Source organism: Defluviimonas sp. SAOS-178_SWC (genome assembly GCF_039830135.1).
GTDB lineage: Bacteria > Pseudomonadota > Alphaproteobacteria > Rhodobacterales > Rhodobacteraceae > Albidovulum.
Map to the genome: position 1 here is coordinate 2,011,665 of NZ_CP156081.1, position 22,543 is coordinate 2,034,207.

The window sequence follows — 22,543 nt, forward strand, 5'->3', positions numbered from 1 at the left end:
ATGACAGACCAGAAGCCGCTTGTTCGTATCGAACGGCTCTCCAAGCATTTCGGCAGGACTGTCGCGCTGGACAACCTGTCGCTGGACATCGCGCGGGGCGAGTTCGTTACCTTTCTCGGCCCGTCGGGCTGTGGCAAGTCCACGACCCTGCGCATCCTCGGCGGGTTTGAGCGTCCGACCTCGGGACAGATCATCCTCGACGGAGAGGATGTCACCAACCAGCCCCCCGAGAAACGCCATGTGAACATGGTGTTCCAGGACTATGCGCTGTTCCCGCACATGACCGTGGCGCAGAACGTGGCCTTCGGGCTGGAGCTGAAGGGCATGGGCCGGGCCGACATAAAGCGCCGCTCGGACGACATCCTGTCCTTTCTCGAACTCGATGCCTATGCGTCGCGCTATCCGATCCAGCTGTCGGGCGGTCAGCGGCAGCGCGTGGCGCTGGCCCGTGCCCTGGCGCCGGATCCGGCGCTGCTGCTGCTCGACGAGCCGCTGGGGGCGCTGGACGCCAAGCTGCGCGGTCAGGTCCAGCAGGAACTGAAGTCGATCCAGCGCCGCACCAACAAGACCTTCTTCTTCGTGACGCACGATCAGGAAGAGGCGCTGACCATGTCCGACCGGATTGTGGTGATGAACAAGGGCAAGGTCGAGCAGGACGGCACGCCGGAAGAACTGTACTACCGTCCCGCCAGCCGCTTCGTGGCAGAGTTCATTGGCGAGACCAACCTGCTGTCCGGCAGCATGCGCGGCGTCGACGGTGACAAGGTGGTCATGGACTGGGAGGGCACAACGCTGCTGGGCAAGGCGCCCGCGGCGGTACCGGGCCACGGTCAGCCGATCACCGCGTCGGTTCGCCTTGAAAAGCTGGGCTTCAGCGCCGAGCGCCCGCTGACCACGAACGCGGTTCAGGGGCGCGTCGTCGGCAGGACCTTCCTCGGCTCGCGCATGGCGATGGAACTCGCGGTGGGTGACGGCAAGGCCATGCTCAAGGCCTATGTGGACGCCGAAACCGGCCAGTCCTTCGGCAGCGATCCGGTCTGGATTGGCTGGGAGGCGGACAACATGGCGGTGCTGAACGACTGATGCAAAAACGCCCGCCCCGGACCTTGTGCCGGGGCGGAGGTATCACCGGAACTGGGCTTGAGGCGGGCTGTGCGGATGCGCAGCCTCCGCCCATGATCAAGCACTCACCATTTCGTTAATTCAAGACTTCGCCCGAGATCATCCGCTGGCGGTCATGATGCACATTCGTTTTCCGCTTTCTCTGCGCAATGTCGAGGATCTGTTGCATGAGCGTGGCATCGACATTCGCCACGAAACAGTGCGTTTTTGGTGGCGTCGCTTTGGTCCGATGTTCGCCACGGAGATCCGGAGGAGGCGCCTCGCGGGCATGCGGTCGAGCCACTGGCACTGGCACCTGGACGAGATCTTCGTGAAGATCAACGGCGAGCGGCACTATCTTTGGCGGGCCGTTGATCACGAAGGCGAAGTGCTCGAGAGTTTCGTGACGAGGACCAGAGACAAGAGGGCTGCATTTAAATTCCTCAGGAAATCATTGAAGCGGCATGGCCCTGCCGACGCGATCGTCACCGATAGGCCGCGATCCTAGGGGGCCGCCCTGCGAGATCTCGGCATCAGCGAAAAGCAAGAAACTGGACGGTGGATGAGCAATCGCGCGGAGAACGCGCACCAACCACTCCGACGACGGGAGCCGGCGATGCTCCGTTTCCGGCGCACGAGAAGTCTTCAGACGTTCGCCGCCGTCCACGCCGCCGTCCAAAACCACTTCAACCAGGAACGAAGCCTCTCCAGCAGACCTCTCTTAAACGCCAGCCGCGCCGCGGCTCTCGACGAGTTGCGCGGTCTCCGCGCGGCATAAGGGACAGCTTTCCTGGGGAGACTGGTCCGCATTTGTCTGGCTGCACCCCTCCAACCTTGAAACGCACCTCACTTGCGGGAGCTTTGGCGCACGGTCTCGCCAAATCGCGCTCGATAGGCCCTTGCCAGGGTCGCCGGCGAGGCGAATCCGCTTCGCGAGGCGATCTCGGCCAGGCTGAGGCTGGTCTCCGTCGCAAGGGCCCGGGCGTGCGACAGCCGGATCTGGCGATAGTATTTGCCGGAGGACAGACCCAGATGACGATCGAAGAGCCGATCCATGGAACGCAGCGACAGGGCGGCACGTTCCGCGATCTCCGAGAGCGGCACCGGCTGCTCGGCGGTCTCGCGCATGGCGCGTATCGCTCGGCGCAGCGCGTCGGGCAGGGAATAACTCGTCATGCGGTCCGGCAGGTCCGGTGTTGTCTGGCCGTCGTCCTCCCGGTGCTCGCGGTCGAACATATTCGCGACATCAAAGCGCAAGGCATCGCCCCCCTTCGCGCCGATCAGGTCGAGTGACCAGCTGAGGACACCCGTTGCACCTGCGCAGGTTATGTAGGAGCCGTCGCGGATATAGGGGCCGGAAACCACCGTCACTTCGGGAAAGGCCTCGGCCAGGCTGTCGCGCTCCATCCAGTGGATGGTCGCCTGCCTGCCGGTCAGGAGGCCGATCTGTGCCAGCAACCATGATCCGGTGTCCAGACCGGCGACCACCGGCAGGCCCCGCACCCTGCGCCTGAGCGTCTGCGCCGACTCGCGGTCCATCAGGTTGCGCATCCCGTAGCCCGAGACCAGCACCAGCGCATCCGTCGCACCCACTCTGGCCAATGGCAGGTCAACCGCGATCGATATCTTCGACGAACTGGTCGCCGGCCCTCCATCAAGCGAGGCCAATTGCCATGAAAACAAGCGCTTGCCCGAAAGATCCCGCGCGGCACGCAAGGGCTCGATCGCGCTGGCCAGCACCATGTTCGAGAAACCGTCGAACAGAAGGAAGGTCAGATGAAGCGGTGAGATTGGCGACATGAGCAAATAATATGGCAGAAAATGCAAAAACCTCCAGTGGATTTGCTGTCACGTTCGCCGCGAGAGGGCCGGACGCATTACCGACCGGCCCGATGGCCGGCCTTGACCGGCCGTTCAGGGCAAGGAGGGGTGCCACGATGATGAAGAACCTTGGCGGAATGACACGGCGCGGTCTTTTGGCGGGTGCGGCGGGGATGACGGCGGCCGGCCTGATCCTTCCGCACGCCGCCTTTGCCGAGACGCCCAAGCGCGGCGGCAAGTTGCGTATCGGTCATTCCGGGGGTGCCACTTCGGACACGATCGACCCGGCAACCTTTGCCGCTGGCCCCGTAGTGACGGCCATGCTTGCGGTCTGCAACAACCTGGTCGAGATCGACGCCGAAGGCGCTGCGGTGCCGGAACTGGCCGAAAGCTTCGAGGCGGACGCCCAGGCGCTGGTCTGGACCTTCCGGCTTCGCGGCGACGCGACCTTCTCGGACGGCCGCAAGGTGACGGCGGCGGATGTGATCGCCTCGTTCAACCACCACCGGGGCGACAACACCAAATCGGGTGCCAAGGGATCGCTGGCGCAGGTCAAGGATATCCGAGCCGATGGCGACGGCGTCGTAGTGTTCGAGCTGACCTCGGGCAATGCCGACTTCGCCTACATGACCTCGGACTACCACTTGGTCATCATGCCGGCGAAGGAAGACGGCACGCTGGATTGGCAGTCGGGCCTCGGCACCGGCGGCTATGTGCTGGAAAACTTCGAGCCGGGCGTGCGGATTATCCTGTCGCGGCGGGATGACTACTGGAAGAAGGATCGCGCCTGGTTCGACACGGCCGAGCTTCTCACCATCAACGACCCGACCGCCCGGCAGAATGCGCTGATGACCGGCGAGGTCGACGCGATCAACTCGCCTGACCTGTCGACGCTGCATCTGCTGGAACGCCGGCCCGGCTTGAAGCTGATCGAGGTCACCGGCACGGCGCATTACACTATGCCGATGTTCAGCGATACGGCGCCCTTCTCGGACCGCAATGTGCGACTGGCGCTGAAACACGCGATCAACCGGCAGGAGGTGCTGGACAAGGTGCTGCGCGGCCACGGCCAGATCGCCAACGACAGCCCGATCGCCCCGGCCAACCGCTATTACGCCGCCGATCTGCCCCAGAACTCCTATGACCCCGACAAGGCCCGCCATTACCTCAAGCAGGCCGGTATGGACAGCCTGAAGGTCGAGATCTCGGCCGCCGAAGCCGCCTCGGTGGGGGCGATGGACATGGTGCAGCTCTTCCAGCAATCCGCTATCGCCGCCGGCATCGACCTTGCCGTGGTGCGCGAGCCGGACGACGGATACTGGTCGAACGTCTGGCTGAAGAAGCCGTTCTGCGTCAGCTACTGGAACGGCCGGCCCACCGAGGACGACATGTTCAGCCTCGTCTATGCCAAGGGCGCCGAATGGAACGAGGGCCGGTGGGACAACGCGCGCTTCAACGAGTTGCTGCTGAGCGCGCGCGCCGAGCTTGATAATGCGCTTCGGGCCGAGATGTATCACGAGATGCAGGGGATTGTGTCCGAGGACGGCTCCACCATCATCCCGATCTTCGTCAACTACATCGACGTGGTGAACGAGACGGTGGCGCATGGCAAGGTGGCCTCGAACCGGTTCTTCGACGGCTGGAAGGCTGTCGAACGCTGGTGGCAGGCATGACCGGCCCGGCCACCAGCGACCGGATCCTGAAAAGGGAGCGGGCAGTCACTGCCCGCCCATGGCCGCTTTCCCGAGGCTGAAAGATGAGCGCACCGAAGTCCGGACGGCCGATCCTGCGGATGATCCTTGGGCGACTGGGCATCGGGATCTTCACGCTTTTCGTGATCTCGATCATCATTTTCCTGGCGATCAGCCTCCTGCCCGGCGACATCGCCGAGCAGGTGCTGGGCCAGTCCGCCACGCCCGAGACAGTCGCGGCCTTCCGGCGCGAACTTGGTCTCGATCAGCCGCTGCTGTTCCGCTATATCGACTGGATCCTTGGCATCGTGCAGGGCGATTTCGGCCAGTCGCTGGCCAATGGCCGTCCGGTCGCCGACCTGCTGGCGGCGCGGCTGGGGAACACCCTGTTCCTCGCGGCTTACGCCGGGGTGATCGCGGTACCGATTGCCGTGCTGCTGGGGCTTCTCGCCGCGCTTTGGCGCGGGGGCTGGTTCGACCGGATCACCAATATCACCACCCTGACCGCGATCTCGTTTCCGGAGTTCTTCGTCGCCTATATCCTGATGTTCGCCCTGTCGGTGCGGATGGGCTGGCTGCCGTCGATCGCCGATCCGGGGGCGGCACCCGACCTGGCCGGCATGCTGACCCGGACCTTCCTGCCGGCAGTGACGCTGGTGCTGGTGGTGACAGCGCACATGATGCGGATGACCCGCGCGGCCGTCGTCAACGTTCTGGGCGCGCCCTATGTCGTCATGGCGCGCCTCAAGGGGGCCTCGCGCTGGCGGGTCATCACGCGGCACGCGCTACCCAATGCGCTGGCGCCGATCATCAACGTGATCACGCTGAACGTGGCTTGGCTGATCACCGGCGTCGTGATCGTCGAAGTCGTGTTCGTCTTTCCCGGCCTGGGGCAGTTGATGGTGGACAGCGTCAGCAACCGCGACATGCCGGTCGTTCAGGCCTGCGCGCTGATCTTCGGCGCCGTCTACATCCTGCTGAACCTTCTGGCCGATGTTCTGGCGATCGCCACGAACCCGCGCCTGCTTCACCCGCGGTGACATTATGGCCAGCATGACCCGAACCCTCACGAGCATGCCGCCGACTGCGCTTTTCGGCCTGGCGGTAATCGTGGCTTATGCGGCGACGGCGGTGTTCGCGCCGCTGCTTGCGCCCTTCCAGCAGGCCGAGATCGTCGGCGCGCAGTTCGAACCCTGGGGTGGGGCCTTCCCGCTGGGAACCGACACGCTGGGGCGCGACATGCTGTCCCGGCTGATCTGGGGCGCGCGCAACACGGTGGGGGTGGCGGTCGTCACCACGGCGCTGGCCTTTTCCATCGGCGCGGTGGCCGGGCTTCTGGCAGCCGCGCTGGGGCGCTGGGTGGACCTTTCGCTGTCGCGTCTGGTGGATGTGCTGATGGCGGTCCCCTCGCTGATCCTGACGCTTCTCGCCCTGTCGGCGCTGGGGCCGGGCATGGTCAACCTGATCCTGGTCGTGGCCGTGCTGGATTCCACCCGCGTCTTCCGGCTGGCGCGGGCGACCGCGATGAACGTCATGGTCCTCGACTATGTCGAGGCGGCCCGGTTGCGCGGCGAGGGGACCTGGTGGGTGATCCTGCGCGAGGTGCTGCCCAATATCGCCGCCCCGCTGATCGCAGAGTTCGGCTTGCGCTTCTGCTTCGTGTTCCTGACCATCTCCGCGCTGTCCTTCCTGGGGCTGGGCCTGCCGCCGCCGATGGCGGACTGGGGTGCCATGGTCCGCGACAATGCGGCGCTGATCACTTTCGGCGATCTCACCCCGCTTCTCCCCGCTGCCTGCATCGCGCTTCTGACCGTGGCGGTGAACTTCGTCGTGGACTGGATGCTGCACCGCGCGTCCGGCTTGAAGGATTGATGCCATGCTGCTGTCGATCGAGAACCTGAGGATCGAGGCGAAGGGCGAGGAAGGCTGGAGCCCGATCCTGCACGGGGTGGACCTGACGGTGGACCGGGGCGAGGTCGTGGGGCTGATTGGCGAGTCCGGCGCGGGCAAGTCGACGCTGGGCCTTGCCGCGCTCGGCTTTGCGCCGCCCGGCCTGCGGTTTGCCGGGGGCAAGGTGCTGTTCGAAGGGACCGACCTCCTGACCCTGCCCGAGCGCCAGCGCAGCGCATTCCGCGGCAGACGGGTGGCCTATGTCGCCCAATCGGCCGCGGCCAGCTTCAACCCGGCCTGGCGCCTCCTGGACCAGTTCTGCGAGGGCCCGGCAATCCACCGCACCGCCGGGCGCGCGGAAGCCGAAGCCTTCGCGCGGGAACTCTATGCGCAGATGCACCTTCCCGACCCCGATCATTTTGGGCTGCGCTTTCCGCATCAGGTCTCAGGCGGGCAGCTGCAGCGGGCGATGGTGGCCATGGCCATGGCGTGCAAGCCCGACCTGATCGTCTTTGACGAGCCGACGACGGCGCTGGACGTGACCACGCAGATCGGCGTTCTGGCGGCGATCCGGCAGGCCGTGGAGGCGGCCGGATCGGCCGCGATCTACATCACCCATGACCTTGCCGTGGTGGCGCAGATGGCCGACCGCATCAAGGTCATGCGCCATGGGCGCGAGGTCGAAGAGGCCCCGACCCAACAGATGATGCAGGCACCGAAGCAGGAGTACACACGCTCTCTTTGGGCCGTCCGCGAATTCTGCCGCCCCGAGCGGCCGCTGCCAAGGGCGACCGCGCCCGCGGTCAGCATCCGCGGCGTGACGGCGGGCTATGCCGGCGCGGATATCCTGAAGGATGTCAGCTTCGACATTCCGCGCGGCTCGACCGTCGCGGTGGTGGGGGAATCGGGGTCCGGCAAATCCACCGTCGCGCGGGTGATCACCGGCCTTCTGCCGCAACGCGCAGGCGGCATCGCCCTGAACGGGCAGCCCCTCCCGGCGTGGCTGGCGCAGCGCACGCGCGAACAGAAGCGGGCGATCCAGATGATCTACCAGATGGCCGATACGGCGCTGAACCCGCGCCAGACCATCCGCCAGATCCTGTCGCGGCCGCTGCAGTTCTATCTTGGCCTGAGCGGGAACGCGCGCGAGGAACGGCTGCGCGAATTGATGGACCAGATCGAGCTTCCGACCGAGCGGTTCCTCGACCGGCTGCCAGGCGAGCTGTCGGGCGGCCAGAAGCAGCGCATCGGCATCGCCCGCGCGCTGGCGGCCGACCCGGAGTTCATCATCTGCGACGAGGTCACCAGCGCCCTGGACCAATTGGTGGCGGAAGGCATCCTCCGGTTGCTGAGCCGGGTGCAGGACCGGACGGGCGTCGCCTACATGTTCATCACCCATGACATCGCGACCGTGCGGGCCATTGCCGACGATGTGGTGGTGATGAACGGCGGCGAGATCATGGACAAGGGGCCGCGGGACCAGGTTCTGGACCCGCCGCGCCATCCCTATACCCACCAGCTCTTGGCCTCGGTGCCGCAGATGGATCCGGGCTGGCTGAAGAAACGCATCGCAGAGGGCGCAGAATGATCACCGATCCGCAGATACTGGATTTCATCGCCAGGACCGAGGCCGCCTATCCGGCCGAGGCCAATGGCGCCAGCGCAGCCGACAACCGCCGCTACTATGATGCGATGTGCGCCGTGTTCCGTGCGCCCCGCCCAGCGGGTCTGCCGGTCGAGGACAGGCAGCTTGGCGGCGTGCCCTGCCGGGTCTACGGGGCCGAAACGCCGGTTGCCGTTCTGTACATCCATGGGGGCGGCTTCGTGGTGGGCGGGCTGGACAGCCATGACGATGTCTGCGCCGAGATCGCCGATGCGACCGGCCTTCAGGTGATCGCCGTGGATTACCGTCTGGCCCCGGAGCATCGCTGGCCCGCCCAGATCCGCGATGTCGAATCCGTCTGGAACGCGCTGGACCGGCCCGCCGTGGTGGTGGGCGACAGTGCCGGCGCAATGCTCTCTGCAGCCCTTTGCCTGTCGCAGCAGGGCAAGCGACAACCCTTGGGGCAGGTGTTGATCTATCCGGGCCTTGGCGGCGACCGCAACTCCGCGTCCTATATCGTGAACGCCGAGGCGCCGCTCTTGCGCACGATCGATCTGGACAGCTACCGGGTTGCGCTGCACGGCGAGGGGCCGGTCGTTGACCCGCTGGCCGCGCCGCTGACCGCGCCCAGCCTGGCCGGGCTGGCACCCGCCTTCATCGTCAGCGCGGATGTCGATCCGCTGCGCGATGACGGTCCGGCATATGCGGCCCGCCTGCGGCAGGAGGGCGTGGCGGCCGAATGGCGCAACGAGCCCGAGCTGCCGCACGGCTATCTGCGCGCCCGCCGCGAAAGCGACCGCGCCCGCGGCAGTTTCCAGGCGATCCTTGCGGCGATCACCCGGCTCGCGGCACGCCCCTGATTGATCGCGCCTTCTCGGCTGCAAGATCGAGCCAGCTTGGCTGTTTAGTCCCGGGGTGTGGTGGTCTACCAATCTGTGACCATCACAAGGATGCCCTATGGGACAATTTCTTCACGGCGGCGCCACGACCACGCACACCATCCGAGCTCTCATACAGCGATCGCAGGCTTCGAACGCGGCGCTGAGCCGGGAACTCGGTATCAACGTCAAGACCGTGGCCAAGTGGCGAAAGCGGGAGCGCGTCGAAGATGCCCGGATGGGGCCGAAAGAGGTGCGTTCAAGTGCCCTGAGCCCGGACGAGGAAGCAGCGGTCGTGGCTTTCCGGCGCCACACGCTGCTGCCACTGGACGACTGCCTCTACGCGCTGCAGCCTTCGATCCCGCATCTGACACGCTCTTCCCTGCATCGCTGTCTGCAAAGGCATGGCATCAGCCGTTTGCCCGAAGTCGAAGGCGACAAGCCGAAACGGAAGTTCAAGGTCTACCCGATCGGGTACTTTCACATCGACATCGCGGAAGTTCGTTCCGGAGAAGGGAAGGGAAGATCTACCTGTTCGTGGCCATTGACCGAACATCAAAATTTGCCTTCGTCGAGCTTCACCAGAAGGCCGGAAAGGTGGTCGCGGCCCGGTTTATGCGCAACCTGATCGCCGCTCTGCCTGACCGGGTCCACACCGTTCTGACTGATCGAGCCATTGGGCCGCCATTGGTCCGAGAGACAATGGCGAGGGGCGTCCAATTTGCCAACCGGCAACAGGACCGGCACGCAATGGTCCATATCTTCGGCCGGGTTTGCCGGGAGAACGGCATTGAGCACCGGCTGACGAAAATCAACCATCCCTGGACTAACGGCCAGGTCGAACGGATGAACCGCACGATCAAGGAAGCAACCGTCAAGCGGTACCACTACGAGACCCACGCCGAGCTGGAGGGCCACCTCGACGCGTTCATCGTCGCCTACAATTATGCACGCCGCCTGAAGACGCTGAAGGGCCTCACGCCGTTCGAATACATCTGCAAAATCTGGACAGCTGAGCCAGATCGATTCATCTTGAATCCAATCCACCAGATGCCGGGACTGAACACCTAGCGACTAGCGCCGCGCACAGCGGCACTCATGCAAACGGGCCGGGGTGGGGCACCCAGCCCGTGGCTGTTGTCGCTGTAGCCCGGCGGCTAGCGAGGGCTACTGGGCAGCTATGGCCACACATCCCTCCCGGCGAGCCTGTATGGCCTCGATCCGCGCCCGGAAGCTCGGGCTTGCCCATACCGCCTCCACCGGCTTGAGCGCCGCCAACCTGCGGGCGGGCTTGCACGCGGCCAGCGCGCGTATGCGCCCGGCCCGTGCCTGCGCCAGCAGCGCAGCACCATCCGCCGGGGCTGGTGTTGGCATGTCGGTGCGCCATTCCGCGCGAAGGTAGAGAGGCAGCGGTTTCGGGCGTGCCGGGCGGATGCTGCGCGGCTTCACTGTGGTCATGTCGTTCATGTCTGCTTCCCCCATAAGTTGCAGACACCCCAAGCCCGACACTTCACCCCGAGGGCGCAAGCGAAAAGTGCTGACAGGCTCGACCCACTTACTTGGAATATGGGGAATTTCGTATCCAAGTGCATGAATTCGTTGCTGAACTTTGCGAAGAACAGGTGGCGTCCTAGCCTATGGGGAGCCGCAACAGGCTTCCCTCAGGCATCAAGAGGACAACATGGAAGACGTTGATACGAGGGTTCCCCTGAGCCTTCACCCCGACAACATCGCAGCGCTCGACGGCGTGGACGACGACACCCGCGTCTTCATCGCCCCTGCGACCGAGGCCCTGACAGCGGCGCACGTCTATCTCGCTTCGATCTACGATTACCGCGAAGCCGCGTTCAGCGACCCGACGCTGACCGAGCCTGCTGCGTTACTCAAGACCGACGACTACGCGATGGCGAAGCTGGAAGGCGTAACCCGTCAGATGGATGGCGCGATTGCCCGGTTCACGACGACCATCAAGTCGCTGGAAAGCGATCTGTCCGCCAGCGTGAAGGAGCAGGCGGGCAAGATGGTGAGTGGCGAGGTGCGCGCCCTGATGCAGAAGTCCCCTGACCGGGTGGGCCTGCTTGAGAAGGCGGTCGGCGAAAAGGATCTGGACGTGCTGAGCGCGGTTTGCGGCGCGCCTCCGATGCTGTCGGGCTTGTCCAAGGAGATGCACGCGCACTTCACCCGCCTCTATAACGAGATGACGAAGCCCGAGGCGACGAAGCGGTTGAAGGCGCTGACCGCTGCCCGCAGCTACCTTGAGCGCCATGGGCCGCAGGTGCTGAAAGAGTCGATCAAGGCGGTGGGCGTCATTCAAATCCCCATCCCCGGCCCGGATGGCAAGACCCTCGGGTATCGCACCGAAGGACCGGACGCATACCGCAGGAAGCGCAACGCCTCCGCCAAGGTCTACCGGCAGCACGCCTGACCCCTGAACCGAAACTGTTGATGCAGGTGCCAATGGCAGACGTAATCAAACCTAGCTGGATGGAAGGCTTCGTGCCTGATCCTGCCCCGCCCGGCGGTCGCTGGCCCAAGGGGGTCAGCGGCAACCCTGCCGGACGGCCCAAGGGATCGCTCAGCAAGAGCGACAAGATCGCCCGCGCCCTGAACGAGGAAGGTCTGGACGTTGTGCGCGTCGTGCTGGACGCGGCGAAGGCTGGCGACATGACAGCCTGTGGTCACATCCTCAACAGGATCGCTCCGAACCTGCGCAGCAAGTCCCAGACGGTCGAGTTCGACTTCGACCCCGAAGCGCCGATGACGAAGCAGATCGAGGCGGTGCTGGCCGGTGTCGCTGCCGGTCAGGTGCCCCCGGACGTGGGGCAACAGATCATTTCCGCCATCGGCACTTTGAACGAAGCCCGCCTGACCGAGGAACTGGCGCAGGAGCTGGAAGCGCTGAAACGAGACCGCGAGGGGGGCCGATGAGCTACATCGAGACCAAACGCAACCAAGTGCATGTCGGCAGACCGCTGGCGACGGATACGGTTGTGGCCACGTTCCTGCACGGCAGCACCGGGCCGCGCCGCTTGCTCTGCGTCCAGCCGCTCGCCAACTACTAGCGCGCCGTCAACTGGGCGCTGTCGATGGCCGACTACATGGCCGGTCCCATCGAGTTGCTGCCCTACGAGAGCGAGGAAGCGTTGCACCACGCGATCTTCATGTCCGAGGTCCACAACCTCACCTTTGCATCCGACGACCCCGAGGTGCGGCGGGAGGCGCGCGAGCCGTTCCTGTCGCTCGCGGACTGGCCGACCATCAGGGAGCGGAGGAATCAATGAGGCGACCCGCACCGAGCATTCCATACTCCAACGCACGACCGGTCGAGTATGACCACAGTGACGGCGGCGACGTCACCTATGCCAACGGGCGGGCCTATCGCCGCGAGACCTCCCGCCACGACCCTGACAACACCATTACGCCGGACGAGCAGAAGCTTCTGCACCAGCGCCGTCTGGAGGAGGCCGAGCTTCGGCAAGCCCGCAATGACGCGAACTTCGCCACCGCGTTGCGCCTCGGTGAAGCGCTGCGCGTGTTGAAGGGCGAGGATTGACCACATGCCAAGCGCCCGCCAACTCCTCCGTCAGGCCAGGACGCTGAAGGATGCGCGTGACAACCATCCTATCGCGCGGTTCGGGACATCCGAGTTCGAGGCGGAGTTCCGGGAGTCGGTTGAAGCGAACAACCTCGACCGAACCGACATGTTCGGGGAGAACGGCACGGGAGGGGTGCTGGCCTGCCTCAAGCGGTGGGCGCGCGATGAGGTATGGCGCTTGTGGCGATGACGGACGAGCCCGCGTGGCTGGTGCGCTGGCGCCGTGGCGAGCCGCCGCTACAGCCGCCCCCACAGCCGCAGGCCGCACTGCGCCAAGGGGGTAAAGGGCTGCAAGCGCAAAGCACGCGCTGCAAACGGCGCTGGTAGGGAGGCCTTGGGGTTCAGGGAACCGAGGGAGTGGAAGTTTGACGGATGCAAGCGAAGGGAACCTGTCCTCGACCTTGACCACAACCCGCCGCGTGTCGTCCGCATGGTCGGCTGGCGCGTGTGCATGAAGTGCTCAACACCATTCTGGTCTGACGATGTGGTCAGGGTGAGGATGTGCGACGAGTGCAAGCTGCCCCCGAGGGGGCAGAGACGATCACCCTAGCCGCTGCCGCAGGAGTGGCAGAGCAGCGGCACGCGGCCTCGCCAGCCGCGCGAGGCATAGGCAACCGTCCCTCGTAAATCCAACGGAGCCAGCCGTCAGCGGCTACTCCTTGTCGCTCGCAACGGTAGAAGCGGTCCGCGTGCATGTGCAGCGGGCCGCTTTTTGCTGAGCGCTATGACTCGCGCGCAGCGGCTAGCATAGCGCTAGCACGGCTCGCCAATAGCAAAACAGCCCCGTGAGATGGGCCGCTTAAGTGCTTGCTGTAGCAGGGATTTTTGGCTCCGGCGGTAGGGATCGAACCTACGACCAATTGATTAACAGTCAACTGCTCTACCGCTGAGCTACGCCGGAACACGGGGCGGGATATAGCAAGGGTGGCGGGGGGCGTCCAGAGGGCTTGGCGACAAAAATGCGCGGGCGCTCAGAGCGGGCCGAAACGGGCCTCCGCGGACAGGGGATCGACGGGCGAGGCAAGATTTCGTTCTGTCAGATCAAGGAGATGGGCGAGGACGTTGCGGGCGGCTGCGGGCATGAGGGCAGGCGGGGTCTCGGCATAGATGCGCCGCGCGAGGGTGGTTGCGTCGGCCGGACCCTCCGCAAGGGCGGCGCGGATCGCGGCCTCGCGGGTGCGCCGGTGGGCGGCGAGCGCGGCGATGCGGTCGGTTGCGTCGCCGACCGGATTGCCGTGGCCGGAAAAGAGGCGCGCCGGGGCGAGCCGTGCGAGCCGGTCGAGCGACGCCATATAGGCGCCCATGTCGCCATCGGGCGGCGAGACGAGCGAGGAGGACCAGCCCATCACGTGATCGCCGCAAAAGACCGCATCCCCCCACTGGAAACTCAGGTGGTTGCCGAAATGGCCCGGCGTGTGGAGCGCGGTGAGCGTGAACCCGTCGCAGGCGATCTCGGCGCCGTCGGGAAGGGTGATGTCGGGCGCGAATCCGGCATCGACGCCTTCGCCGCCGTCGAGCCCGCCTGCGGCGGCAAGCCGCTCCATCAGCTCCGACCGGCCGGATGTCGCGTCGCCGAAGGCGAGGACGGGCGCGCCGGTGGTGTCGGCGAGCGGCCGGGCGAGCGGCGAATGGTCGAGATGGGCATGGGTGACCAGAATCCGCGCGACCGTCTCGCCGGGGGCAAGGGCGGCGAGGAGCGCCGCGAGGTGCCGGGGATCCGCCGGTCCGGGGTCGATCACCGTGACGCGTCCCTCACCGAGGATGTAACTGTTGGTGCCATGCAACGTCATCGGCGACGGGTTGGGCGCCACGACGACCCTGAGACCCGGCGCGAGGCGCTGGACCTCCCCGTGGCGGGGCGCGATTTCGCGGGCATCCGTCATCTTGCGCTTTCTCTCGGTTTCCGGCGCGGATAGGCTCCGGCCATGATCTCGGCCTGGTTCAAGAATGTCCTGCCGCGCGGCCTTTACGGCAGGGCCGCCCTCATCCTGATCCTGCCCATCGTGATCATCCAGCTCGTCGTGTCCATAGCCTTTATCCAGCGCCATTTCGAGGGCGTGACCCGGCAGATGAGCCGCAACATCGCGCAGGAAATCGCGCTGATCCTGTCCCGCGTCGAAGCGGAACCCGATCCGGCGGAGGCGGGGCGCGATGCCGAGGCGCTTGGTGCGGCGCTGGCGATGAATGTGAACCTGCCGGCGACGCCCGAGGCGCCGACAACCGATGAACGGATCTTCTACGACCTTTCGGGTCGGGTCGTGATCGCGACGCTGAGGGGGGCGTTCCCGACGCTGGGGCCGGTCGACCTGTCGAATCTTCGGCGGGTCCGCTTCGTCCTCGGCACCGACCACGGCCCGATGGAGATCGGCTTCGACCGGGGGCGGGTCTCGGCCAGCAATCCGCATCAGCTCCTGGTTTTGATGCTGTTTACCGGCCTCTTGATGACGCTCATCGCCTTTCTCTTCCTGCGCAACCAGCTGCGCCCGATCCGTCGGCTCGCCCGCGCGGCGGACGCGTTCGGCAAGGGCCGCATCGTGCCCTACCGGCCCGCCGGCGCGATCGAGGTGCGCTCTGCGGGGAACGCCTTTCTCGACATGCGGTCCAGGATCGAACGGCAGATCGAACAGCGGACGCTGCTTCTGTCTGGCATCAGCCATGACCTCCGTACGCCGCTCACGCGGCTGAAGCTCGGCCTCTCGATGCTGGGCGACGATGCGGATGCGGCCGCGATGAGCCGCGATGTCGACGACATGGAGAGGCTTCTCGATGCCTTCCTCGCCTTCGTGCGGGGCGATGCGACGGAAGAGGAGGCGGAGCTTCAGGACCCGGTGCCGCTGGTGCAGGGAATCGTCGAGGATGCCCGGCGCAGCGGCCAGAACGTACTCATGCACGCGGTCGAAGGGGCAGGGGAGGCGCCCCTGCGCGCTGGCTCCATACGCCGGGCGCTTGAAAACCTGATCGGCAATGCCGTTCGATACGGCACCCGCGCCGAGGTGTCGCTTGCGATTCTCGATCGGGCGATCCGCATCACCGTCGAGGACGATGGCCCCGGTATCGAGCATGCGCGGCGTGAGGAGGCGATGCGCCCCTTCACCCGGCTCGACACCGCCCGAAATCAGGATCGGGGCCCCGGCGTCGGGCTCGGCCTTGCCATCAGCGCCGACATCGCCCGAAGCCACGGCGGAACGCTTCGGCTTGGGGACAGTGCCCGGCTTGGCGGGTTGAAGGCCGAACTGGTGCTGGCCCGGTGAGCCCGCTCAGAAGAGCATGTTGGCAAGCCCGACCCAGGCCGGAATCGCCAGAAGCAGGACCGGCAGAATCCACCACCCGCTGACCATGTCGCGATCCTCGGTCGCGCGGTCCGGCGGCTCAGAGGTATGATCGGCGCCGTCGAGCGGCGTCATCTCCTGCATGTACCAGTATTCGAGGGCGTCTTGCCGCCCCGGATCTTCCGCGCCCCGGCTGCGCGCCGTTCCGTTCCGTTCCGCCATGACGTTTTCCCGTTACCCGGGAACAGGTTAGCCGCGCATCTCTTGCGAATTCGTTAGCGGCGGCGGGGCAAGGTGGTAGGCCCGGAGGGACTCGAACCCCCAACCAAGGCGTTATGAGCGCCCTGCTCTAACCAATTGAGCTACAGGCCCGGCCGGGTTCTTGCTATGATGACAGCGCGGTCTGGTCAATCGGCTTTACGCGATAGGCCGGCCACTATAGGTAGTGTCGCCTGCCCGCGATCCGCCTTTGAGGAACTTGATGCCCTATATCCGCCATGTGACCCTCGTCTATCTCGCCGGCATGGTTGGCTGTGCGGTCCTGATGGGCGGGCTGAACCTCATGGGAGAGTTCTTTCTCGGGAAAGGGATTCCGAAGGGTCTGAGCGCGGTCAGCGTCCTCGTCCCGGCGCTGCTGGCGGGGATGTCCTTCGTGAACCGCGCCGGACGGCGGCCCGAGGCGCGAGAGGCCTGGGCGCTCAGTCTGTGGTTCACCCTGATCCAGATCGTGACCGCGGCGATCCTGCTTTGGGCCATCGACGTCTACGCCGACGCGGCGGTCACGACGGCGGTGGCGACCGTGCTGCTTCTGGTCCTCTTCGTGATCCTGCTCATCGGATCGCGTCTTGGCCTCGGCCTTGGCGTCTATACCGCGCTCAGGCAGCAAGAGCGCGCCAGGCACAGCTGACACGTTGCCCCCGTGACCCATCTGCGGTAACCGGGCGGGAAGAGAATCCCGGGGGACCCAATGACCAAGAAGAACGGGCTGACCTATGCCGATGCGGGCGTCGACATCGATGCGGGCAACGCGCTGGTGGAGCGGATCAAGCCGGCGGCGAAACGTACGACCCGGCCAGGAACCATGTCCGGGCTTGGCGGGTTCGGCGCGCTCTTCGACCTGAAGGCGGCGGGCTATTCCGACCCGGTCCTCGTCGCCGCGACCGACGGTGTCGGCACCAAGCTCCGTATCGCCATCGACACCGGCAACGTCGACACGATTGGCATCGACCTTGTCGCGATGTGCGTCAACGACCTCGTGTGCCAGGGGGCGGAGCCTCTGTTCTTCCTCGACTATTTCGCGACCGGAAAGCTCGACGTCGATCAGGCCGCGCGGATCATCGAAGGCATTGCGGAGGGTTGCGCGCAATCCGGCGCCGCGCTGATCGGCGGCGAGACGGCCGAGATGCCGGGCATGTATCATGCAGGCGATTTCGATCTTGCCGGGTTTGCCGTCGGCGCGATGGAACGCGGACAGGATCTGCCGCGCGACGTGAGCGAGGGCGACGTGCTGCTCGGCCTCGCCTCGAACGGGGTTCACTCCAACGGTTATTCCTTCGTCCGCAAGGTCGTGGACCTTTCCGGCCTCGGCTGGGACGCGAGGGCGCCGTTCGGGTCGGCGTCGCTCGGCGAGGAACTCCTCGCGCCCACGCGGCTTTACGTGACGCAGGTTCTGTCGGCGACCCGCGCCGGTGGCGTTCACGCACTGGCCCATATCACCGGCGGCGGGTTGACGGAGAACCTGCCGAGGGTGCTGCCCGAGGGGCTCGGCGCCGAGATCGACCTCGGTGCCTGGAACCTCCCGCCGGTCTTCCGCTGGCTCGCGGAAACCGCGGGCATGGCTGAGGCGGAGCTGCTCAAGACCTTCAATTCCGGCATCGGCATGATCGTCGTGGCCGAGCCGGGTCGCGCCGCCGACCTGCGGCTTATTCTCGAATCCGCAGGCGAGACGGTGCACGAGATCGGACGGGTCACCAAGGGGCAGGGGGTCGCCTACGTGGGCCGCCTTCTGTGAAGCGCGTCGTCATCCTGATTTCCGGCGGCGGGTCCAACATGGTCGCGCTTTGCCGCAGCATGACCGGCGACCACCCGGCGCGGCCCGTTCTGGTCGTCTCCAACGATCCCGACGCCGGTGGGCTGGCAAAGGCCCGCGAGATGGGGATCGCCACGGCGGTCGTCGACAGTCGCCCCTTTCGGGGCGACCGCGCGGCGTTCGAGGCGGAACTGCTGAAACCCATCGAAGCGGCCCAACCGGATATCCTCTGCCTTGCCGGCTTCATGCGGATCCTGACGCCGGATTTCGTCAACCGGTTCTCCGGGCGGATGCTCAACATCCACCCGTCTCTCCTGCCGAAATATCCCGGACTTCACACCCATGCCCGCGCGCTCGACGCCGGCGACGCGGAAGCCGGCTGCACGGTGCATGAAGTGACGCCCGTTCTCGACGACGGCCCGATTCTCGGCCAGGCGCGCGTACCCGTTCGTGCGGGCGATACCGAAGAGACACTTGCGGCCCGCGTCCTCGAACAGGAACACCGCCTGTACCCCGCCGTCCTTCGCCGCTTCGCCGACGGGGACCGGCGGCCGGTCGCGCTCTGACGTCGATGCCGACCGTCTCTGGACCGGAAAGAATGCCGGGCGATGGCGCGGATTGACGGCCCGTTGAAACGCGGGATCGCGAAACCCCCGCCAGGTCTTTTCTTTCCCGCCCGCCTCGCCTAAGAGGTCGAAAACGGCGGGACGACCCCGCGCCAGACGGAATTCCGATGAAGACAATCACGACGACCGAAGACCTTGCCCGCTTCTGTGACGCGGCCAAGGGGGAGCCCTACGTCACCGTAGACACGGAATTCCTGCGCGAACGAACCTACTATTCGAAACTCTGCCTGATCCAGCTCGCGCTGCCGGGCTCGGAGGGCGAGGCGGTGCTGGTCGATCCGCTGGCGGGGAACCTCTCGCTCGAACCGCTCTACGACCTCTTCCGGCATGAGGCGACGGTCAAGGTCTTCCACGCCGCGCGGCAGGATCTGGAAATCTTCTTCGTCGACGGTGATGTCTTCCCGGTTCCGCTCTTCGACACGCAGGTTGCCGCGATGGTCTGCGGCTTCGGCGATCAGGTCGGCTACGAGACGCTGGTGCGCAAGATCGCCAAGGAAGGCCTCGACAAGACATCCCGTTTCACCGACTGGTCGCGCCGGCCCCTGAGCGAAGCGCAGAAGACCTACGCGCTGGCAGACGTCACCCATCTTCGGGTGATCTACGAATTCCTCGCCAAGGAACTGAAGCGCACCGGCCGCCAGAAATGGGTGGAGGAGGAACTCGCGATCCTGCTCGACCCCGAGACCTACACGAACCGGCCGGAAGAGGCCTGGGAGCGGGTCAAGACCCGCACGACCTCGGGCAAGTTCCTTGCTATTGTGCGCGAGCTTGCGAAGTTTCGCGAGGACTACGCGCAAACCCGGAATATCCCGAGAAGCCGCGTCTACAAGGACGACGCGCTTCTGGAACTCGCCTCGACCAAACCGACGACGATCGAGGAACTGGGGCGCTCGCGCCTCCTCCTGCGTGAAGGCCGCAAGGCCGATATCGCCGAAGGCATTCTCGCGGCGGTGCAGGCGGGGCTCAACGCCAGGCCCGAGGATTACCCGCGTCCGAATACCGGGCGCGAACAGCTTCAGGTCGATTCCGCGCTTGCCGATCTTTTGCGGGTGCTCCTGAAGTCCAAGTCCGAAAGCGCCGGCGTGGCGCAGAAGCTCATCGCGTCCTCGTCCGATCTCGATGCGCTTGCCGCCGGAGAACGCTCGGTTCCGGCGCTCAAGGGGTGGCGTGACGAGGTCTTCGGGCAGGATGCGATCCGGCTTTGTCAGGGCAAGATCGCGCTGTCCGCCAAGGGCGGCGCGGTTCGGGTGGTGAATATCTGATCGGGGTCAGCGCCGGCTCGACCGGCTGTTCTCGGCCCCGAGGACGACGATCTGCCGCACGTCCGCCAGCTTGATGTCGGAGATGTAGGTTGCGGCCGTCAGTTCCCGCGACTGCGGGGTTGAAACGCGGGTGGATTTCAGCGGTTCCGCGATGACGAAGCGGTAGGTGAGGACACCGTCGACCGGCACACCGCGGTTTTCCGCGACCAGTTCGGTATCCCACCAGCCCTGCGTCGGCGGCAATCCCGTCGCACGGACGATCGCCCCGCCCGGCTGGCGCGCGACTTCCATGTCGGTGACCTGCGCGACAAGGATGCGGGTGTCGTCCGGACGGCCCGGCACGACCCCTTCGGCCACTGTCTGGGTGTTTTCGACCGACCGTCCGAACCAGTTGAACGGGTTCAGCCGGCTTTCGCGCATGCGCCCGCATCCGGCGAGCACCAGCGTGACGATCAGCAATCCGGTGACAGGCAATCTCATGCGCGGCCGCTCCCTACCCATTTGCCTCGTGGGTAGCCCATTCGCGACGACATGAAAAGAGCGGCGATGGCTGGACCTTCGCGTGGTCAGGCACTAGGTCAGACCTATCGGAACGGAGGCGCAAATGGCGACGGCGGCATTCGAGGATATTGTCGAGACCTTTGACTTTCTGGACGACTGGGAAGACCGATACCGCCACGTCATCGAACTCGGCAAGGCGATGGCGCCGCTTGACGAGGCGTTTCGGGTTCCCGCGACCAAGGTCGAGGGCTGCGCGAGCCAGGTCTGGCTTCTCCCCCGGATCGAGGGCGAGGGGCCGTCGGCCCGGTTCGATTTCGAGGGCGAGAGCGACGCGATGATCGTGCGCGGCCTCATCGCGATCCTGCATGCGCTCTATTCCGGGCTGACCGTGGCCGAGGTGACGAAGGTTGATGCGCCCGCCGAACTCGCGCGCCTCGGGCTCGATGAGCATCTGTCGTCTCAGCGCTCCAACGGGCTCCGGGCCATGGTCGACCGGATCGGCAAGCTCGCGGCGGAGGCCGCCGCCTGAGCTTGACCGGCGGGCGGGAGGTCAGAGCCGCGCCAGCGCCGTTTTCAGATCGCCGTAGCCGGTAAGGCGGCGGACATAGCGCAGCCCCAGCCGCTCGGCGCAGTCCCGCGCCTTGGCGTCCAGCGCCGGGTCGTCGGTCTGGGCCTGGTAGACGAGGCGGTCGTAATTCCCGAAATACATGTCCCTGAGTTCCGGGTGGCGGTCGAGGCCCATCGGTTTCCAGACGAAGGCATCGAACTGGCGGACCAGGAAATCGGTCAGGTAGAAGGCGCCCATCTCATCCTCGGCGCGTTCGGCAAAAGCGGCATTGCCTTCAAAAAACGAATAACAATGCGGGCCAGAGATCATCTCGACCTCAAGTTCCTTGCACTTTTCGAACAGCAAGCCGCCCGTTCCGCAATCCGCATAGACGACGAACACCGAGTCGTAGGCGTCGCGATGCTTGAGCACGGTCTCCTCGACCGCAACGGTGATCTTTTCCGGCCAGAGATGATAATTCGCGGGCAGGCAAGTGAGGTCGAGGTGATCCCAGCCATTCGCGGTCTTGAGGTCGATGATCTCGCGCGCCAGGGCACCGCAGGCGATCAGGAGGACGCGGCCGGTACGCCCCGGCGCCAGGCCGTTCTCGGTCAGGGTGCGATCGTCGGGAAGCGTCACGGGCGCCGCCCCGGCAGGGCGCGGACGAGGAGCGCCAGCGCAAGCGATCCCGGCGCCACCAGGGCCGCCACAGCACCGCCCCGCGACCCGTAAGCGAGGGCCACTGTCACCCCGGCGGCCGCGATGACGGCGCAGAGAAGAAGAAGGTAACGCGAAAGGGGCATGGGCGTCTCCGTGTTGTTCTTCTATCTGGGTCTCCGGCCGGACTTTGTGAAGGCCGGAACGCAAATCGGCCCCGCCGGGTGGGGCGGGGCCGATCGGTCATTCCCGGCATGCGCCTTCGCGATCAGCCCGCCGCCAGCTTGTTGTGCTTGCGCGACATGAAGTCCTTCGCGGTCTGCACCGCGACGGCCGCATCGCGGCAATAGGCGTCGGCGCCGATGGCCTTGCCGAACTCTTCGTTGAGGGGCGCGCCGCCGACGAGAACGATGAAGTCCTCGCGCATGCCCTTTTCCTTCATCGTGTCGATCACGACCTTCATATAGGGCATCGTGGTCGTCAGCAGGGCCGACATGCCGAGGATGTCGGCCTCTTCGCGCTCCAGCGCCTCGATGTATTTCTCGACCGGGTTGTTGATGCCGAGGTCCACGACCTCGAAGCCCGCGCCTTCCATCATCATGCCGACAAGGTTCTTGCCGATGTCGTGGATGTCGCCCTTCACGGTGCCGATCACCATCTTACCGACCTTCGGCGCGCCGGTTTCGGCCAGAAGCGGCTTCAGGATCGCCATGCCGGCCTTCATCGCGTTGGCGGCCAGCAGAACTTCCGGCACGAAGAGGATGCCGTCGCGGAAGTCGGCGCCGACGATCGTCATCCCGGCGACAAGCGCCTTGGTCAGGACGTCATAGGGCTCCCACCCGCGATCGAGTAGAATGCGGACGCCCTCTTCGATCTCTTCCTTGAGACCGTCATAGAGGTCGTCGTGCATCTGAAGCACCAGCTCTTCGTCGTCGAGCTCGCTGAGGATGATTTCGTCGTCTTCGGCCATTGGCATATCTCCTGGCGGTCCTACGCCGTTATTGCGGCGAACGGCGTCGCGTCACTTGGCGATTTGCGACATCGCCCGCGCTTCGCGCGACGCGGGGTCTTTC

Annotated in this window: 26 protein-coding genes, 2 tRNA genes and 2 pseudogenes; 20 read left to right on the top strand and 10 right to left on the bottom strand. The window is 65.6% G+C overall.

All coding sequences use genetic code 11. The annotated features are described in order from the left end of the window. Positions 1-1,083: an ABC transporter ATP-binding protein gene (locus tag V5734_RS10730; protein ID WP_347313489.1), complete on the top strand. Its 1,083-nt coding sequence runs from the start codon at positions 1-3 to the stop codon at positions 1,081-1,083. Between the two features lie 137 nt (positions 1,084-1,220). Beyond that, positions 1,221-1,879 (top strand): annotated as a pseudogene (locus V5734_RS10735) (IS6 family transposase). 68 nt (positions 1,880-1,947) lie between these two features. On the opposite strand, the gene V5734_RS10740 reads toward V5734_RS10735, so the two are convergent. Continuing rightward, a complete protein-coding gene (locus V5734_RS10740; protein WP_347313490.1) occupies positions 1,948-2,844 on the bottom strand; it encodes a GlxA family transcriptional regulator in 897 nt (298 codons plus the stop codon). A gap of 194 nt (positions 2,845-3,038) precedes the next feature. Here V5734_RS10740 and V5734_RS10745 point away from each other — a divergent pair, with 194 nt between their 5' ends. From V5734_RS10745 to V5734_RS10770, 6 genes and pseudogenes are all read left to right on the top strand, one after another. Further along, complete coding sequence (locus tag V5734_RS10745) at positions 3,039-4,595, top strand: ABC transporter substrate-binding protein (RefSeq protein ID WP_347313491.1); 1,557 nt, start codon at positions 3,039-3,041, stop codon at positions 4,593-4,595. Positions 4,596-4,678: 83 nt separating this feature from the next. Beyond that, positions 4,679-5,653 (top strand): ABC transporter permease, encoded by a 975-nt coding sequence (locus tag V5734_RS10750; RefSeq protein ID WP_347313492.1) that lies wholly within the window; start codon positions 4,679-4,681, stop codon positions 5,651-5,653. A gap of 13 nt (positions 5,654-5,666) precedes the next feature. Further along, on the top strand, positions 5,667-6,485 hold the full coding sequence (locus V5734_RS10755) for an ABC transporter permease (RefSeq protein ID WP_347313493.1): 819 nt from the start codon (positions 5,667-5,669) through the stop codon (positions 6,483-6,485). 4 nt (positions 6,486-6,489) lie between these two features. Beyond that, positions 6,490-8,091, top strand: coding sequence for an ABC transporter ATP-binding protein (locus tag V5734_RS10760; RefSeq protein WP_347313494.1), 1,602 nt, complete (start codon positions 6,490-6,492; stop codon positions 8,089-8,091). Further along, positions 8,088-8,966, top strand: coding sequence for an alpha/beta hydrolase (locus tag V5734_RS10765; protein ID WP_347313495.1), 879 nt, complete (start codon positions 8,088-8,090; stop codon positions 8,964-8,966). Before V5734_RS10760 ends, V5734_RS10765 begins: the two co-directional genes overlap by 4 nt. A 97-nt stretch (positions 8,967-9,063) precedes the next feature. Continuing rightward, a pseudogene (locus tag V5734_RS10770) lies at positions 9,064-10,055 on the top strand (IS481 family transposase). 96 nt (positions 10,056-10,151) lie between these two features. On the opposite strand, the gene V5734_RS10775 reads toward V5734_RS10770, so the two are convergent. Then, positions 10,152-10,451, bottom strand: a complete 300-nt coding sequence (locus V5734_RS10775) for a hypothetical protein (protein WP_347313496.1) — start codon at positions 10,449-10,451, stop codon at positions 10,152-10,154. 214 nt (positions 10,452-10,665) lie between these two features. Here V5734_RS10775 and V5734_RS10780 point away from each other — a divergent pair, with 214 nt between their 5' ends. The 6 genes from V5734_RS10780 to V5734_RS10805 are packed head-to-tail and all read left to right on the top strand — an operon-like array spanning position 10,666 to position 12,769. Further along, entirely contained in the window at positions 10,666-11,409 is a 744-nt protein-coding gene (locus V5734_RS10780; protein ID WP_347313497.1) for a hypothetical protein, read from the top strand. A gap of 32 nt (positions 11,410-11,441) precedes the next feature. Continuing rightward, positions 11,442-11,912: a DUF5681 domain-containing protein gene (locus V5734_RS10785; RefSeq protein WP_347313498.1), complete on the top strand. Its 471-nt coding sequence runs from the start codon at positions 11,442-11,444 to the stop codon at positions 11,910-11,912. Beyond that, entirely contained in the window at positions 11,909-12,046 is a 138-nt protein-coding gene (locus tag V5734_RS10790; RefSeq protein WP_347313499.1) for a hypothetical protein, read from the top strand. The genes V5734_RS10785 and V5734_RS10790 overlap by 4 nt, the downstream gene beginning before the upstream one ends. 24 nt (positions 12,047-12,070) lie before the next feature. Next, entirely contained in the window at positions 12,071-12,265 is a 195-nt protein-coding gene (locus tag V5734_RS10795; RefSeq protein ID WP_347313500.1) for a hypothetical protein, read from the top strand. Continuing rightward, positions 12,262-12,537: a hypothetical protein gene (locus V5734_RS10800; protein WP_347313501.1), complete on the top strand. Its 276-nt coding sequence runs from the start codon at positions 12,262-12,264 to the stop codon at positions 12,535-12,537. The genes V5734_RS10795 and V5734_RS10800 overlap by 4 nt, the downstream gene beginning before the upstream one ends. Before the next feature lie 4 nt (positions 12,538-12,541). Continuing rightward, on the top strand, positions 12,542-12,769 hold the full coding sequence (locus tag V5734_RS10805; RefSeq protein ID WP_347313502.1) for a hypothetical protein: 228 nt from the start codon (positions 12,542-12,544) through the stop codon (positions 12,767-12,769). Between the two features lie 636 nt (positions 12,770-13,405). Here V5734_RS10805 and V5734_RS10810 read toward each other — a convergent pair. Then, positions 13,406-13,480, bottom strand: a tRNA-Asn gene (locus tag V5734_RS10810). A 70-nt stretch (positions 13,481-13,550) separates the two neighbouring features. Then, positions 13,551-14,462, bottom strand: coding sequence for an MBL fold metallo-hydrolase (locus tag V5734_RS10815; protein WP_347313503.1), 912 nt, complete (start codon positions 14,460-14,462; stop codon positions 13,551-13,553). 45 nt (positions 14,463-14,507) lie between these two features. Between V5734_RS10815 and V5734_RS10820 the strand changes: the two genes are divergently transcribed. Beyond that, complete coding sequence (locus tag V5734_RS10820; protein WP_347313615.1) at positions 14,508-15,830, top strand: ATP-binding protein; 1,323 nt, start codon at positions 14,508-14,510, stop codon at positions 15,828-15,830. Between the two features lie 6 nt (positions 15,831-15,836). Here the strand turns inward: V5734_RS10820 and V5734_RS10825 are convergent, their stop codons facing one another. Both V5734_RS10825 and V5734_RS10830 read right to left on the bottom strand, forming a co-directional pair. Then, a complete protein-coding gene (locus V5734_RS10825; RefSeq protein WP_347313504.1) occupies positions 15,837-16,070 on the bottom strand; it encodes a hypothetical protein in 234 nt (77 codons plus the stop codon). Between the two features lie 73 nt (positions 16,071-16,143). Next, a tRNA-Ile gene (locus V5734_RS10830) sits at positions 16,144-16,220 on the bottom strand. Between the two features lie 109 nt (positions 16,221-16,329). On the opposite strand from V5734_RS10830, the gene V5734_RS10835 reads away from it, so the two are divergent. The 4 genes from V5734_RS10835 to rnd all read left to right on the top strand — a co-directional run bounded on the left by V5734_RS10835 (position 16,330) and on the right by rnd (position 19,765). Then, positions 16,330-16,755: an ABZJ_00895 family protein gene (locus V5734_RS10835; RefSeq protein ID WP_347313505.1), complete on the top strand. Its 426-nt coding sequence runs from the start codon at positions 16,330-16,332 to the stop codon at positions 16,753-16,755. A 60-nt stretch (positions 16,756-16,815) separates the two neighbouring features. Continuing rightward, positions 16,816-17,859, top strand: coding sequence for a phosphoribosylformylglycinamidine cyclo-ligase (gene purM / locus V5734_RS10840; RefSeq protein ID WP_347313506.1), 1,044 nt, complete (start codon positions 16,816-16,818; stop codon positions 17,857-17,859). Then, entirely contained in the window at positions 17,856-18,443 is a 588-nt protein-coding gene (gene purN / locus V5734_RS10845) for a phosphoribosylglycinamide formyltransferase (RefSeq protein WP_347313507.1), read from the top strand. The genes purM and purN overlap by 4 nt, the downstream gene beginning before the upstream one ends. A 167-nt stretch (positions 18,444-18,610) precedes the next feature. After that, entirely contained in the window at positions 18,611-19,765 is a 1,155-nt protein-coding gene (gene rnd, locus V5734_RS10850; protein ID WP_347313508.1) for a ribonuclease D, read from the top strand. A 6-nt stretch (positions 19,766-19,771) separates the two neighbouring features. Here rnd and V5734_RS10855 read toward each other — a convergent pair whose 3' ends face one another. After that, positions 19,772-20,245: a hypothetical protein gene (locus tag V5734_RS10855; RefSeq protein ID WP_347313509.1), complete on the bottom strand. Its 474-nt coding sequence runs from the start codon at positions 20,243-20,245 to the stop codon at positions 19,772-19,774. A 124-nt stretch (positions 20,246-20,369) separates the two neighbouring features. On the opposite strand from V5734_RS10855, the gene V5734_RS10860 reads away from it, so the two are divergent. After that, positions 20,370-20,795, top strand: a complete 426-nt coding sequence (locus V5734_RS10860; protein WP_347313510.1) for a SufE family protein — start codon at positions 20,370-20,372, stop codon at positions 20,793-20,795. A gap of 21 nt (positions 20,796-20,816) precedes the next feature. On the opposite strand, the gene V5734_RS10865 is transcribed toward V5734_RS10860, so the two are convergent. The 3 genes from V5734_RS10865 to V5734_RS10875 form a co-directional block, all read right to left on the bottom strand. Then, positions 20,817-21,452, bottom strand: coding sequence for a DUF1638 domain-containing protein (locus tag V5734_RS10865; protein ID WP_347313511.1), 636 nt, complete (start codon positions 21,450-21,452; stop codon positions 20,817-20,819). Beyond that, positions 21,449-21,616 carry a hypothetical protein gene (locus tag V5734_RS10870; RefSeq protein ID WP_347313512.1) on the bottom strand — a complete coding sequence of 56 codons (168 nt, stop codon included), beginning with the start codon at positions 21,614-21,616 and terminating at the stop codon, positions 21,449-21,451. Before V5734_RS10870 ends, V5734_RS10865 begins: the two co-directional genes overlap by 4 nt. Positions 21,617-21,738: 122 nt before the next feature. Next, a complete protein-coding gene (locus tag V5734_RS10875; RefSeq protein ID WP_347313513.1) occupies positions 21,739-22,440 on the bottom strand; it encodes a corrinoid protein in 702 nt (233 codons plus the stop codon). Positions 22,441-22,543 lie beyond the last annotated feature (103 nt).